12 protein-coding genes are annotated in these 14,908 nt (G+C 60.9%); 3 read left to right on the plus strand and 9 right to left on the minus strand.

Translation table 11 applies throughout. From position 1 onward, the window contains the following. Nucleotides 1-5 precede the first annotated feature (5 nt). From HU755_RS24675 to HU755_RS24685, 3 genes are read right to left on the minus strand one after another with little or no spacing between them, the layout of a single operon-like run. Nucleotides 6-281: a phosphopantetheine-binding protein gene (locus HU755_RS24675; protein ID WP_186619607.1), complete on the minus strand. Its 276-nt coding sequence runs from the start codon at nt 279-281 to the stop codon at nt 6-8. Continuing rightward, nucleotides 259-1,071: a 1-acyl-sn-glycerol-3-phosphate acyltransferase gene (locus tag HU755_RS24680; RefSeq protein ID WP_186619606.1), complete on the minus strand. Its 813-nt coding sequence runs from the start codon at nt 1,069-1,071 to the stop codon at nt 259-261. Before HU755_RS24680 ends, HU755_RS24675 begins: the two co-directional genes overlap by 23 nt. Further along, a complete protein-coding gene (locus tag HU755_RS24685; RefSeq protein ID WP_186549463.1) occupies nt 1,047-1,772 on the minus strand; it encodes a beta-ketoacyl synthase chain length factor in 726 nt (241 codons plus the stop codon). Before HU755_RS24685 ends, HU755_RS24680 begins: the two co-directional genes overlap by 25 nt. A gap of 356 nt (nt 1,773-2,128) precedes the next feature. On the opposite strand from HU755_RS24685, the gene HU755_RS24690 reads away from it, so the two are divergent. Then, nucleotides 2,129-2,899 (plus strand): ParA family protein, encoded by a 771-nt coding sequence (locus HU755_RS24690; protein WP_024011296.1) that lies wholly within the window; start codon nt 2,129-2,131, stop codon nt 2,897-2,899. A 129-nt stretch (nt 2,900-3,028) separates the two neighbouring features. Here the strand turns inward: HU755_RS24690 and trxC are convergent, their stop codons facing one another. The 5 genes from trxC to HU755_RS24715 all read right to left on the minus strand — a co-directional run bounded on the left by trxC (nt 3,029) and on the right by HU755_RS24715 (nt 12,113). Further along, entirely contained in the window at nt 3,029-3,463 is a 435-nt protein-coding gene (trxC, locus tag HU755_RS24695; protein ID WP_186637503.1) for a thioredoxin TrxC, read from the minus strand. Nucleotides 3,464-3,543: 80 nt separating this feature from the next. After that, nucleotides 3,544-5,007 (minus strand): protein adenylyltransferase SelO, encoded by a 1,464-nt coding sequence (gene selO, locus HU755_RS24700; RefSeq protein ID WP_186637506.1) that lies wholly within the window; start codon nt 5,005-5,007, stop codon nt 3,544-3,546. Nucleotides 5,008-5,055: 48 nt separating this feature from the next. After that, nucleotides 5,056-8,409, minus strand: a complete 3,354-nt coding sequence (mscK, locus tag HU755_RS24705) for a mechanosensitive channel MscK (RefSeq protein WP_186637508.1) — start codon at nt 8,407-8,409, stop codon at nt 5,056-5,058. Between the two features lie 34 nt (nt 8,410-8,443). Then, entirely contained in the window at nt 8,444-10,186 is a 1,743-nt protein-coding gene (locus tag HU755_RS24710) for a potassium/proton antiporter (protein WP_186549451.1), read from the minus strand. Nucleotides 10,187-10,487: 301 nt separating this feature from the next. Continuing rightward, nucleotides 10,488-12,113, minus strand: a complete 1,626-nt coding sequence (locus tag HU755_RS24715; protein ID WP_186549449.1) for a methyl-accepting chemotaxis protein — start codon at nt 12,111-12,113, stop codon at nt 10,488-10,490. 276 nt (nt 12,114-12,389) lie between these two features. Here HU755_RS24715 and HU755_RS24720 point away from each other — a divergent pair, with 276 nt between their 5' ends. Continuing rightward, on the plus strand, nt 12,390-12,620 hold the full coding sequence (locus HU755_RS24720; protein ID WP_007909525.1) for a hypothetical protein: 231 nt from the start codon (nt 12,390-12,392) through the stop codon (nt 12,618-12,620). Further along, complete coding sequence (locus HU755_RS24725) at nt 12,617-12,919, plus strand: cell division protein ZapA (RefSeq protein WP_186619599.1); 303 nt, start codon at nt 12,617-12,619, stop codon at nt 12,917-12,919. Before HU755_RS24720 ends, HU755_RS24725 begins: the two co-directional genes overlap by 4 nt. A gap of 185 nt (nt 12,920-13,104) precedes the next feature. Here HU755_RS24725 and HU755_RS24730 read toward each other — a convergent pair whose 3' ends face one another. Next, nucleotides 13,105-14,907, minus strand: coding sequence for an acyl-CoA dehydrogenase (locus HU755_RS24730; protein WP_186637510.1), 1,803 nt, complete (start codon nt 14,905-14,907; stop codon nt 13,105-13,107). Nucleotide 14,908: the final 1 nt, after the last annotated feature.

Here is a 14,908-nt window from a genome sequence, read left to right on the forward strand (position 1 = left end):
CGGTCTCAAGCTGCCTGTTTGGCCGTGACGAACGCCGCAAGGCTCGCCACGTTGGTGAAGTGGTTACGGGTGTCTTTGGCATCGGCGTCGATCTTGATGCCGTATTTTTTCTGGATCGCCAGACCCAGTTCCAGCGCGTCGACCGAGTCCAGACCCAGGCCTTCGCCAAACAGCGTCTGCTCGTCACCGATGTCGTCGGGGCCAACGTCTTCGAGGCCGAGGGCGTCGATGATCAGCAGTTTGATGTCACGCACCAGGCTAGCGGTGTTCAGTTCGCTCATCTTCGGCGAGCTCCTTAATGAAATAGTCATGCAAATAGTCGTTGAGCTTGCGCGAGGCCTGCGGTGCCGGCCCCTGCGCGGCGAAGGTCTGTGGGTCTATATCGGCCCCGACGCGAAAACTGAAGTGCACGCGGCGGCGGGGAATGCGATACCAGGGTTCGGCTTTGGTCAGGGTGGTCGGGTTGACCTTGATGATCACCGGGGTAACGATTTTCGCACCGCGCAGGGCAATCGAAGCGGCGCCCCGATGAAAGGCCGGTGCCTGCCCGGGCTGGGTGCGGGTGCCCTCCGGGAAGATGATAAGGGTCTGACCGTTGTGCAGCGACTCGGCGGCGGCATCGAGCATGTCCATGCTGCCGTCATTGCTGATGTATTCGGTGCGCCGCAGGGGGCCGCGGGTGAAAGGGTTCTCCCACAGGCTTTTCTTCACCACGCAATTGGCCTGGCGCACCAGACCGATCAGAAACACCACGTCGATCAACGAAGGGTGGTTGGCGATGATCATCTGTCCGGGGCGGCCGAGGCGTTCGGCGCCTTGGATGTCATAGGTCAGCACACCAGTGCGGGCCATGAACCGCACGAAAAACCAGAACAGCCGACTGACCGTCTGCCGCGCGCGCCGTCGATGCACCAGGGCATCGCCGGGCAGGCAGGCAAGCAGGGGGAAAACCAGCAGGCGCAGGCACAGGCCGCCAAGCCCGAACAGGGCGAAGCTCGCCGCGGTGGCGAGCAGGCGCCAGTAATAGGCGTCGCGGTTCTTCTCGGTCACGGGTTGCGTTGCCAGGTCCATACACGATTTTTCCAGGCATGTTGGCAATGGGTTTGCTGGCCGAGCAGGGTGCGCAGCAGGTTGAGCGCGTGCGGCCAGTGCGCCTTTGACTGGATTTTTGTGCTGCTGTTCAGCGTCAGCCGCCAGTCGGTACCGGCAGTGATCAGCAGCGCGAGTGCGTAGGGGAACGGCACATCGTCAATCCACTGCGAGTACGCTTCGGGCGGTTGTTCTTCGGTCACGATCAGCAACACTGCCGGGGCACCTTCAGCGAGCAACGCCGCGGCTTCGAGCATGCCGTGTTCGAGGCCGTCGCCGGCGGCGGCAAGGGCGGTCATCTCGCTGGTTTCGCCACGCATGATCGACCACAGGCCGATGATCGCGTTGTGCACCGAGAGGCTGAACTGGGTCGGGGACAGCGGCTGATCGGTTGCCAGATCACTGAGGATGTCGAACGTACGCGGCGTTTCGCCGTGCCGCGAAACGAACACCAATGGCAGGTTGTCGCGTCCCTCGGCCAGTGGCCAGCCAACGCTGAAAGCCATCCGCGCCAGACGGCTGAGGCGACGGCGTTGCATGGCCGGCAGAAACGACACATCGGGCGCGGCATCGCTGCTCTGCAGCACCACCGGCTGTCGGCTCCAGGCCTGCCAGGCGTCCACGCTGTCGAGCCCCGGGGCCCATGCGCGCCATTGGGCGATGTTGAAGTTGATCACGGACATTCATCCCGCCCCTGCGGGCTTTCGTTGACGCGATGGATCGCCAGCGCCGCAGCAGGCTTGGCTTGGCGCTTAGCGCCGGGTGGCGCGCATTATCCCGGTGCGACGGGTGTCTAGCAAATGCTGGTTACATTTTGCCCAACAAAATGTACTGAGCGGTTCGCTGGATAACTGTCACTTGGCCATTATCCAGAATCTCCGCGGCCTGTCTGTCAGGTGTCTCTGTATTCTCACGCGGTTTTTTCCACGCCCGGATGTCGACATTTACACCTCAAGGCGTAGTCCCTGGCCGTGGAGGTAGCGAAGCGAGGTCGCCCGCATCTACACTCGGTCATTCTTTGATACACGGAGGTTTGGTCATGCGGCGCGTGGTGTTCAATCAGAAAGGTGGCGTAGGCAAATCCAGCATCGCCTGCAACCTGGCCGCGGTCAGCGCCAGCGAGGGTTATCGCACGTTGTTGGTGGATCTGGACGCCCAGGCCAACTCCACTCAATACCTGACCGGGCTCACCGGTGACGACATTCCGATGGGCATCGCTGACTTCTTCAAGCAGACCCTGTCGTCGGGGCCGTTCTCGAAAAAGAATCAGGCGGATATCTACGAAACCCCGTTCGACAATCTCCACATCATCACCGCCACCGCCGAGCTGGCCGACTTGCAGCCCAAGCTCGAGGCCAAGCACAAGATCAACAAGCTGCGCAAGTTGCTGGATGAGCTGTCCGAAGACTACGACCGCATCTACCTCGACACCCCGCCGGCGCTGAATTTTTACGCGGTATCGGCACTGATCGCGGCGGATCGGGTGTTGATTCCCTTCGATTGCGACAGCTTCTCGCGTCAGGCGCTGTACGGCCTGATTGCTGAAATCGAAGAGTTGAAGGACGACCACAACGAAGGTCTGGAGGTTGAAGGCATTGTGGTCAACCAGTTTCAGGCCCGCGCCAGCCTGCCGCAGCAGATGCTGGATGAGCTGATTGCCGAAGGGCTGCCAGTGTTGCCGGTGTACCTGAGCAGTTCGGTGCGCATGCGCGAATCCCACCAGGCGAGCATGCCGCTGATCCACCTCGATCCACGGCACAAGCTGACGCAGCAATTCGTCGAATTGCATAACTTGCTGGAAGACCACTGATTCCCCGAATACACACTGCCCCCTGTAGGAGTGAGCCTGCTCGCGATAGCGTCCTTTCATCCAACGCAAATGTTGAATGTGACGGCCTCATCGCGAGCAGGCTCACTCCTACATTGGATTTGTGTGTGGTCAGATACCTTGGCTACGCAGCCACGCCAGCAACTGCGGCAACGGAAACGCGCCACTCTGGCGTGCCACTTCCTTGCCGTTTTTAAACAGAATCAGGCTCGGGATCGAGCGAATCCCCAATTGCGCCGATAACTGTTGATTCGCCTCGCTGTCCAGTTTGGCCAGCCGACACTTGCCCGCCAACTGCGCCGCCGCCTGTTCGAACACCGGCGCAAACGACTTGCACGGCCCGCACCAGTCCGCCCATACGTCCACCAGCAACGGCAAATCGCCCTTGATCTGGCTGGCGTAGTCGCCTTGCGTGAGTTCAAAGGGTTTGCTCAACAGCACCGCAGATTTGCAGCGCCCGCACTTGGGCTGGTCAGCGAGACGCTCAGCGGGGATGCGGTTGAGGCCGTTGCAAGTGGGGCAAGGGATGAGGAGAGGGGTGGTCATAATCGGCTCATTGGAATTCAGCGGTTCGTACGACCTATCTGGAGCCGCACGAACTGTTTATCAAGTTCGCGCGCTGGGGCTCACGACGAACAACTGATCTCCAAATGCTTGCCCCACTCCGGTGGTCGCTCGGCATAACCTTCCATCCCCGGCTGCTCTTCGAACGGGTTGCTCAACACCGTGTGCAGTCGGCGAACCTCTGAGTAATCGCCTTGTTCGGCGGCATCGATGGCTTTTTGCGCGAGGTAATTGCGCAGGATATATAGCGGATTGACCGCGTGCATCCGCGCGCGGCGTTGTTCCTGGTCGGCATTGCCGTCGCGTGAAGCCCGCGCGACGTAACGCTCGCCCCAGGCATCGAATCCCTTGATATCTACGAAGTCATCGCGCAGGCGGGCGACAGCCTGTTCGGCTGAATCTTCACCGAGCCGGCGGAAAAACAGCGTGTAATCGACGCCGCTGTTCTGCATCAGTTGCAGCAAGTTCTCCAGCAACTGCTGATCATCGTCCTCGGCGGTGGTGAAGCCGAAGCGGCGGCGCATCAGGTCGAGGTAGTGCGCCTGGAACAGCGGCAGGTACAGGCCAAGTGTTTCACGCAGAGCATCGACACTGATGAACGGCGTCAGCGCCTGAGCCAGGGCGCTGAGGTTCCATTGACCGACCGGCACCTGATTGCTGAACGAGTAGCGGCCCTGATCGTCGGAGTGGTTGCAGATGAAGTGCGCATCGAAATCATCAAGGAAGGCGAACGGGCCGAAGTCGAAGGTAATGCCGAGGATCGACATGTTGTCGGTGTTCATGACTCCGTGGCAAAAACCGTAGGCCTGCCACTTGGCGATCAGTTCGGCATTGCGCTCGACAATCTCGCGGAACATCGCCAGGTACGGTTCCGGTTGCTCGAGGCATTGAGGAAAATGCATCGCCAGTACGTGTTCGCCGAGCTGCTTTTGCTGCTCGGAGCGCTTGGTGTAATAGAAGTATTCAAAGTGGCCGAAGCGGATATGGCTGGGTGCCAGACGCAGCACCATCGCCGCGCGCTCCTGCTTTTCACGCCAGACCGGGGTGTCGGAGCCAATCACGCAGGCGGCGCGGGAAGAAGGAATGTTCAGCGCATGCAACGCTTCGGAGGCGAGGAATTCACGAATCGAGGAGCGCAGCACCGCGCGGCCATCGCCCATGCGTGAGAACGGCGTCTGCCCGGCGCCCTTGAGGTGCAAGTCCCAGTGTTCGCCGGCGTTGTTGTACACCTCGCCCAGCAACAAACCGCGACCGTCGCCCAGCTGCGGGGTGTAGCCGCCGAACTGATGGCCGGAATACACCATCGCCCGTGGCTCGGCATCGGCCCACAGCTTGTGGCCGCCAAACAGTTGTGCGAATTCTTCGGTTTCGGCGCTGGCCAGGTCGAGGTCGAGCAAGGCCAGGGCTGCCGGGCTGGCAACGACCAGACGCGGATTGTCGATCGGCTCGGGCAACACGTGAGCGGAGAACGCGTCGCCCAGACGGGCGAAGCGGTTGTCGAAAGTCAGTTCGTCGAGGGCTTTCACGGGCCGGCTCCAGCAGAATGTCCGAGCATTCTGCTGGGACCATGACGGTTAGTCGAGTTTGCTCGGTGGCGGTTCCTGCAACGGTTTCTGCGCGTCGACGATCGGCACGATGGTTTTGTTCTCCGGCTCCACGGGCACCATCTTGTATTCCTGACCGTGGAGGTTCTTCAGGTAAACCTCCATCTGCCGGAACGAGATGTTGATGTGCTGCTTCTTGAACTCGCGGTTGATGAAGCGGTTGACCTCATCGAGCACCGGGTTACGGTCGCCCAGATCGCGCACGTGCATGCGCAGCTCGTGGTCGAGGGTGCTTTCGCCGAAATTCAGGAAGTACACGTGCGGCTCCGGTTCCTTCAGCACGCGCGGGTTCTCGCGGGCGGCCTTGAGCAGCAGTTCCTTGACCAGGTCCAGATCCGAGCCGTAATCAACGCCGAGTTTCAGTGTCACGCGGGTGATGGTGTCGGTCAGCGACCAGTTGATCAGTTGCCCGGTGATGAACGTCTTGTTCGGGACAATGATGTCCTTGCGGTCGAAATCGGTGATGGTCGTGGCGCGGATGCGGATCTTGCTCACCGTGCCCGACAGGTTGCCGATGGTGATGGTGTCGCCGATCCGTACCGGGCGCTCGAACAGGATCATGATCCCGGAGATGAAGTTGGCGAAGATCTCCTGCATACCGAAACCGAGACCCACCGACAGTGCCGCGACCAGCCACTGCAACTTGTCCCAGCTGACGCCGAGGGTCGACAGTGTGGTGACAAAGCCGACGCCGGCAATCACGTACGACAGCAGCGTCGTTGTGGCGTAAGCACTGCCCTGGGCCAGATTGAGCTTGGACAGCACAAACACTTCGAGCAGACCCGGCAAGTTGCGTGCGAGGGCGAAGGTGATACCGATGATGATCAGCGCGCCGAGCATGTCGCCGATGCTGATCGGCACCATGCTCATGTTGGCGCCGGTGCCGCTGGTGTATTCGTAGAGGGTAATGTTGTCCAGGTACGAGAACACCGAGATCAGGTCCGACCAGACCCAGTACAGCGCCGCGATGAAACCGCCGAGCAGGGCCAGGCGGATCAGGCGCAGGGATTGTTCGTTGACCTTTTCGATGTCCAGGGTTGGTTCTTCGATCACCGCTTCGCCGTCGCCGGCTTCTTTGGCTGCCTGCCGTTTGGCCAGGGCGCGCTGGTAAGCCAGACGCCGCGCCGCCACGCTCAGGCCGCGAACGAAGGTGGCTTCGATCACCAGCCAGAACATCAGCAGGTACAGGGTGTTGATCAAACGATCGCTGAGTTTCAGCGCGGTGTAGTAGTAGCCGAAGCACACCGCGACGAACAGGGCGATCGGCAGCAGGGTGAACATCACACCCACGGCCTTGCGGAACAGCGAGGCATTCTGGTGCGTCGGGCTGCTGATCAGCAGGCGGCTGAGCAGCCACGCCATCAGCGCGTAGCACGTCAGCACCACCGGCATGCCGAGTACGTCGTCGGCGAGTGCCGCCGGTTGCAGTTCGGCGACGGCGACCACGGCCACCAGCGCCATGACCACCAGGCCCAGTCGGCGCACCCAGCCCTGAAGAAATTCGACCTGCGGTTTCTCCCAGCGAAAGTGCAATTCCGCCACGCCGCCCGGCGCGAGAATCCGGTAAGCGGTGTAGAACACCAGCCAGGCCTGGCCCATTTGCAATAGCGCCGCGCCCATATTGGCGTTTTGTCCACGGGCGTCGATCTGCAATGCCAGACCGCACAGCGCCAGGCCCAGCGCCACCGGCATCGCCAGCAGAATATTGATCAGGATCGCCTGAGGCGTATGCCACTGGCTGTCGCGCTTGAAGTGGCCGATGTCCTGGTGAACCTTGTTCAACCGTCCATACAGACTTTTGCGTCGCCACAGCAGTGCGCCGATCAGCAGCGCCAGCGGCAGGAACAGCAATGGCCGCTGGGTCAGGCCATCGGTCAGCTCGCTCAGGCTCGACGCCCATGGCAGGGTGTTGACCTGTCGTTGCAGGCGTTCCGGCACGCCGCGCATCCACTCAACGTCCAGTGGCTTGTTGCTGGGGATCCAGAACATTTGCTCATCGAGGGTCGCACGCAGGCTTTGCGCGGTGCTCAGCAGTTGTTTCTGATTGAGCTGCAGGGTGATCGACTCATTGAGCATCGCGCTCAGTTCGCGGTTCAGTCGTTCCAGTAAGTCAGTGCGGGTGTTGGCCAGCTCCAGCAGGCTCTTGCGCAATTGCGGGGTGACCTGTTCCGGCGGCTGCGTGGCGAGCAAATTGTCGACATAGCTCGCCGGGTTGCTCAGCAGCTCGCGTTGTTGGCTGACATCGAACTGATAGAGGCGAATATCGGCAATCTGGTCGGCGAGGTCGCGGTCGACCTTCAAGTGAGGCAGCGCCTGTTTCTGTTTGTAGAGAATTTTCGACAGCAGCAGGCTGCCCTTGAGCACGGCGATCTGCTCGTCCAGCGCCGAATCGCTCTGGGTCAACGTGTCGAGTTGCTGTTTGGTCTGCAGATTCTGCTGAGTGACTTCGTTAAGACGATCCGTGCTTTTCAGCAAATAGTCCGACAGTTTCAGGTTGGTGGCGCTCTCACTCGCCAGCAGGCTGCTGCCGCCGGCCTTCTGCGCTTCGATCGATTGTTGGGTGACGGTTTCCTGCGACTGCGCCAGACGCTTCTGGTTGATCAGCGTTTGCAGTTCCTGAATCTCGCGATCGAGGCGGTCGGATTTCTCCGAGAGCAAGTCGTGCTGGGCATTGCCCAGATCCTGCAACTGGGTGTTGCCGGCCAGTTCCTGGCGGCGCAGCGGAATCAGCGCATTGAGGGCGGCCAGCTCGGCATTCAACTGGTCGCGCTGTTCGGCGGTGACCGTTTTACCGGTGTCCTTGCCGGACTTGAGGATGTTGTTGATCTGCTGAATGCGCGTCTGGCTGGCGGAAATCTCCGCTTGCGCGCGCTCGGGCCGGGTCTGCGCCGTGATGATCAGGCTGTTGGCCTCGGCCAGGGCTTTTTGCAGGTCACTCTGCTGGGTCGAACGATCCGTGAGGATCTGCTCCAACTGCTGGATGGACTCCTTGGGAAAGCGCTGCGCCACCGGCACCACTGGCGTCGCTTTGAGGCGTGTCAGCTCGCGGGTGTTTTCGATGGTCTGCTTGGGCGCGGTCGCCAGTTGCTGTTTGAGGTCGATCAGCTTCTGCTCGTACTCGCGCTCGCTGTTCAGCTGATTGAGCGTGTTCTGCAGGACGGTTTGCATTGCCTTTTTATCGGCATCCGGCAGTTTGCTGTCGGCCAGCTTGTCGAGGCTGGCCTGCACGGCGTCGCTGGACGGTGGTTCGGCGGCGTACAGCGGGCCGACAGTAAGACTGAGGCCCAGCAGGGCCGCGGCGAAAAAGGAGCGCAGGGTAGGCATAGAGACCGGTCAAGCAAGTGAGAGTGGAGGCAGTTTAGAGGAAGAGTCCGGGGCCCGGGCGACTTCCTTCGGGGAATCTGACGCCCACTTTGCCGATCTTGTTCCCGTCCATGACCGCAACCGTCCAGTGGGTGTTGTTCCACTCCACCTGGTCACCGACGATGGGGGCACCACCGACTTTCTGCGCAATGAAGGCACCCAGGGTCATGTCCGGATCGATGCCTTCAGCCGGCAAGCCGTAGAGAGCGGCAACCGCTTTAAGCTGGGCGTCTCCTTCGAGCACAAAGTCACCGAAGAAGCGCAGATCGAGGCCACGTTGCGGCGCCTGGCTGAACAGTTTGCCGAGGGCTGGCAGGTTGTGTTCGTGGCCAATAACACACAGCAAATCATCGACTTCCAGCACCGTACTACCCGACGGATGGAGCAGTTGCTGGCCACGAAACAGCGCGGCGATACGCGTGCCTTCGGGCATTTTCAGCTCGCGCAGGGGCGAACCGATGCACCATTTCTCCGCGCCGAGCTTGTAAACGAACAGTTCCCACTCACTGGTCACATGGACTTCCAGCGCCGCCCGGGAAATCGGCGCGGGCTCCGGCGGTACGGTCACCTTGAGCAGCTTGGCGACCCACGGCAGACTCGTGCCCTGCACCAGCAGCGACACCAGCACAATGAAGAAGGCGAGGTTGAAGTACAGCTGCGCCTGCGGCAGACCGGCCATCAGCGGGAACACCGCGAGAATGATCGGCACCGCGCCGCGCAGGCCGACCCAGGAAATAAACGCTTTCTCGCGACCGTGGAACGCCTTGAACGGCAGCAGACCGACCATCACTGACAGCGGCCGCGCGAACAGGATCATCCACAGCGCCAGACCGAGGGCAGGCACGGCGATTGGCAACAAATCATGCGGCGTGACCAGTAGGCCCAGCACCAGGAACATGCCGATCTGCGCCAGCCACGCCATGCCGTCGAGCATGTGCAAGATGCCGTGGCGGCTACGCACCGGGCGGTTGCCGATAACCAGGCCGCACAGATAAACAGCGAGGAAGCCACTGCCGTGCAAGGCGTTGGTCAGCGCGAACACCACCAGGCCACCAGCGATGATCAGGATCGGATACAGCCCGGCCGCCAGGTTGATGCGGTTTACCAACTGCAGCATCACCCAGCCGCCGCCCAGACCGATCACGCCACCAATGCCGAACTCGCGGATCAAGTGCGTGAGCAGGCTCCAGTGCAGGCCGGTCTGGCCGCTGGCAAGCATGTCGATCAAGGTGACAGTGAGAAACACCGCCATCGGATCGTTGCTGCCGGATTCGATTTCCAGACTGGCGCTGACCCGTTCGTTCAGCCCTTTACCGCCAAGCAGCGAGAACACCGCAGCGGCGTCGGTCGAGCCAACGATGGCGCCGATCAGCAGGCCCTGAATCAGATTGAGGTCGAACAGCCACGCGGCGGCCATGCCGGTCAGCCCGGTGGTGATCAACACCCCGACCGTGGCCAGCGACAGCGCCGGCCATAACGCCACGCGAAAGCTGGAGACGCGTGTGCGCAAGCCGCCGTCGAGGAGGATGACCGCCAGTGCGAGGTTGCCGACCAGATAGGCCGTCGGGTAATTATCGAAAATGATCCCGCCGCCATCGACCCCGGCGGCCATGCCGACCGCGAGAATAATGACCAGAATCGGAATGCCGAGACGCGAGGAAAGGGAACTGACAAGAATGCTTGCGCCTACCAGCAACGCGCCGATCAAGAACAGGCTGTTGATGGTCGTCGCATTCAAAGGCAGTACTCCAGAAGCGGAAAGACGGGGCACAAACTGACCATGCAGTCTGCGTGCCAGCGATTCTAACCTGTTGAAATGTGATGCTGTCAAAAAGCTTTTCGGCAACATCCCCTGAAAGTGCGGCGAGTGATGATTGTGGCGAGGGGATTCATCCCCGTTAGACGGCGCAGCCGTCGTAAAACCGATGTAAGCGGGTCTTCAGATGAAATCGCATACGCGTTTTTGGGGCGGCTTCGCCACCCAACGGGGATAAATCCCCTCGCCACAGGGGAGTTTCGGCTGCTATCTCATGGGTGCGTTACAGGCTGAACCGCCCAACCATGTTGTTCAGGTCCAGCGCCAGGCGCGACAGCTCATTGCTCGCCGCACTGGTCTGATTCGCCCCGGTCGCCGATTGCACCGACAGGTCACGGATGTTGACCAGGTTGCGGTCGACTTCCCGCGCCACCTGCGCCTGCTCTTCGGCCGCGCTGGCGATCACCAGGTTGCGCTCATTGATCTCGACGATGGCGCTGTTGATGGTGTCCAGCGACATCCCGGCGCCACGGGCGATGTTCAGCGTCGACTCGGCGCGCTCGGTGCTGTTGCGCATCGAATCCACGGCGTGTTCGGTGCCGCTCTGAATGCTGCCGATCATCCGCTCGATTTCGCTGGTCGATTGCTGGGTGCGATGGGCCAGGGCACGCACTTCATCCGCCACCACCGCGAAACCACGACCGGCCTCGCCAGCACGTGCGGCTTCAATCGCCGCGTTCAGCGCCAGCAGGTTGGTCTGGTCGGCCAGGCCGCGGATCACATCAAGGACTTTGCCGATGTCACGGGACTCGTTGGCCAGATCGCCGATCAGCGAAGCGGTGCTCTGCACGTCAGCGCTCATGCGTTCGATGGCGCTGACGGTTTCCTGGACCAGGTCGCGACCGTCGCCGGCCGAGGTGGTGGCGTTCTTTGAAGCTTCCGAGGTGCTGACCGCATTGCGTGCGACTTCTTCCACGGCGCTGGTCATCTCGTTGACGGCAGTGGCGGCCTGTTCGATTTCGTTGTTTTGCTGTGTCAGGCCGCGAGCGCTTTCATCGGTGACGCTGTTCAATTCTTCGGCGGCGGACGCCAGTTGCGTGGCCGAACCGGAAATACGCTGCAAGGTGTCACGCAGCTTGGATTGCATCTTCGCCATGGCCGCCAGCAGGCGTCCGGCTTCATCTTCACCATCGACATGGATCGGCTGGGTCAGATTGCCCTCGGCGATGGTCTCGGCAGCTTCCAGTGCTTTCGAAATCGGCTTGGTGATGCTCACCGTCAGCAGCCAGGCGAACAGCAGCGTCAGGCCGCTGGCGATCACCAGCAGCGTGACGACCAGATCGAACGACATCGAATACTGATCCTTGGCGCCTTGGTCGGTCTCGGCGATTTGCTGGGTGTTGATCTCCAGCAGACGTGCCAGAGCGGTGTTCACCGCTTCAGAGTTGGTCAGCAAATCGCTGTTGAGCATCTGCCGCAGCTCGTCGACCTGATTGTTGCGCGATAAGGTTTTCATGCGCTCTTCGAGCTGACGGTACTGCGCCAGCAACTGCACGTACTGATCGTACGCCGAACGTTCCTCGGGGCTGGAGATCAGCGGCTCGTAAGCCCGTTGCGCATCGGAAATCTGGCGGTTGCGCATGTCGAACAGTTCGATGGTTTTCTGCTGCACGTCCGCTTCACGGTTGATCAGCAGGCGATATGACAACACGCGCAGGCGTAGGGTCAGTTGGGTGAATTCGTCGAGGGCCTTGATCGATGGCACGCTGGCGGTGGCGATGTTTTCGCCGGCCGCGCGAATTTTGCTCATCTGGTTCAAGGCGAACACGCCGAGAATCAACATCAGGCCGCCGATCAGGGCGAAACCGGTGAACGCCCGTGGGGCGATATTCATATTGCGAAGGGACATGGGCGGATACCGAAAAGGGCCGCATCCATGCGGGTTGAGCTGCTGTATGGCTGACTTATCGGTCATACGACTAAAGTCTTGAGGTGGTGTGCGTATTTGTCGCATCCGCCCCCGAGCGACGAAGTGCAGGAACCAGATCGGCAGATCACAGTCTTTTAAACTCGCAGGAACGGTCCGTCGCCAGGAAAATCAAGGCTTTGCAGCGGTTTAACCCTGGCAACTGTGGTGACTTTTCTTTATCGTACGCGCCCTTTGAAAAACGCTTGGAAGATCAAAATGTTGGAAGCATCCCTCAGCCAATTGGAACAGCTCGTCAGCGACCTGGTGCAACAGAACCAGACCCTCGCGCAGACCAACCAGACCCTGTCCACGGAACTGGCCCAGGCCAAGGATGAAAACGAAAGCCTGCAACTGAACCTGATGGAGCAGGAAGAAAAGCACGGCGCCACTGCCGCACGCATTCAAGCCCTGGTCGACCGCGTCAACGCCGGTCCTGTCAGCGCATGAACCACGGCACAGCAGGGGTAAAAGTCATCTCCATTCTCGGGGAGGACTATTCGATCAAGGCACCGGCCGGGGAAGAACAGACCCTGCTGGACGCGGCCATGATGCTCAAGGCCACGCTGGAAGACACCAAGCGCAAATACCCGACCCTGATCGGTGACCGCTTGCTGGTGCTGGCGGCAATGAACCTGTGCTCGCAGCAGATCGAAATGAAGAAACAGCACCAGGAAGAACTCGACCGTTACCAAGAGCAAGTCAGCGCCACGGTCGACACCATCGCCAAGACCATCAATCAGGGTTGATCCGGTCGCTGGTGCGCAGATGAGTGGGTTCACGCTGAGCTGATGTGTCGTCAGCCCCGGCCCTTTCGCGGGCAAGCCCGCTCCCATAAGTATCGTGGTGATTCACTGAGTGCGTGAGCGCCACGAAACCCTGCGGGAGCGGGCTTGCCCGCGAAGACGGAATCAGCCGCTACGCATAATCCGGATCAGAACCACGCATCCTGCATCCCCAGGCACGTATCGTCCCGCGCCTCCAGCAAGTCCAGCTCATGCTGGCAACCCGGCACTTCCCAGGTCAGAAAGTACCGCGCCGCCTGCAACTTGCCCTTATAGAAATCGGCGTCCACCGCAGTGCCTTTTGCCAGACCTTCTTCGGCGCGAATCGCTTGCTCCAGCCAGCGCCAGCCGATCACCGTGTGCCCGAACACCTTCAGATACAGCGCCGAATTCGCCAAGCTGCTGTTGACCTTGCCTTGCGCCAGATCGGTCAACAAACCGAGGGTCACGGTTTGCAGGCGCGCCACCAGCTTTTCCAGCGGTTCGCGCAGTGCGGTCAACGAATCGTACGCCGTGGAGCGCTCGCCTGTGGCAGCGATCAGGCGGATTAACTGTTTCAACCCCGCGCCACCGTTCTGCGCCAGCTTGCGTCCAAGCAAATCCAGCGACTGGATGCCATGAGTGCCTTCGTGAATCGGGTTCAGGCGGTTGTCGCGGTAATACTGCTCCACCGGATATTCACGGGTGTATCCGTGACCGCCGAGAATCTGGATCGCCAGTTCGTTGGCCTTCAGGCAAAACTCCGACGGCCAGGATTTGACGATTGGCGTCAGCAGGTCCAGCAGCTCATGGGCCTGTTTGCGTTCGGCTTCGGTTTCCAGGGTGGTGGTGTCATCGAACAACCGCGCCGCATACAGGCCGAGGTCGAATGCCCCTTCGACGTAGGATTTTTGCGTCAACAGCATGCGTCTGACATCGGCGTGCTGAATGATCGCCACCGGCGCCGTCGTCGGGTCCTTGCTGTCCGGCACCCGACCCTGTGGCCGTTCGCGGGCGTATTCGAGAGAGTACAGATAGCCGGCATAACCAAGCATCACCGCGCCCATGCCAACGCCGATCCGCGCTTCGTTCATCATCTGGAACATGTAGCTCAAGCCGTGGTGCGGCTTGCCTACCAGATAACCGACGCACTCGCCATTATCGCCGAAGTTCAGCGCCGTGGACGTGGTGCCGCGCCAGCCCATCTTGTGGAACAGCCCGGCCAGCAGCACATCGTTGCGCTGGCCGAGACTGCCGTCGTCGTTGACGAGAAACTTAGGCACGATGAACAGAGAAATGCCTTTTACCCCCGGTGGCGCGTCCGGCAGCTTGGCGAGGACCATGTGCACGATGTTCTCCGACAGCGGGTGATCGCCGCCGGAAATGAAGATCTTGTTGCCCTTGAGGCGGTAAGTGCCGTCAGACGCAAGCTCGGCGCGGGTACGAATATCCGACAGCGACGAACCGGCATGCGGCTCGGTCAGGGCCATGGTGCCGAAGAAGCGGCCATCGATCATCGGTTGCAGGAAGCGCTGTTTCTGCTCGTCGGTGCCGAAGCTCTCGATCAGATTCGCCGCGCCCATGGTCAGAAACGGATACGAGGTCGACGCAGCGTTGGCCGACTGGAAATGCGCGAAGCAGGCTTGCGACAGCAAGGTCGGCAGTTGCATGCCGCCGGCCTCGAAGCTTCGCGCGGCGTTGAGGAAGCCGGCCTCGAGAAAGGCATCCACCGCCGGTTTCACTTCAGGGATCAGAATTGCCTGGCCATTCTCATAGCGCGGCTCGTTTTCGTCGCCCTTGCGGTTGTGCGGGGCGAAGTACTTTTCAGCAATGCTGCGCGCGGTGCCGATGGCGGCATCGAACGTCTCGCGATTGTGCTCGGCAAAGCGCTCACGCCGGGTCAGGCCCTCGGCATCGAGGACTTCGTACAGCTCGAAAGCCAGATTGCGGGAACTGAGCAGCGTCTCGGACATG

The organism is Pseudomonas sp. SWRI111 (assembly GCF_014268555.1).
GTDB classification, from domain to species: domain Bacteria; phylum Pseudomonadota; class Gammaproteobacteria; order Pseudomonadales; family Pseudomonadaceae; genus Aquipseudomonas; species Aquipseudomonas hamedanensis.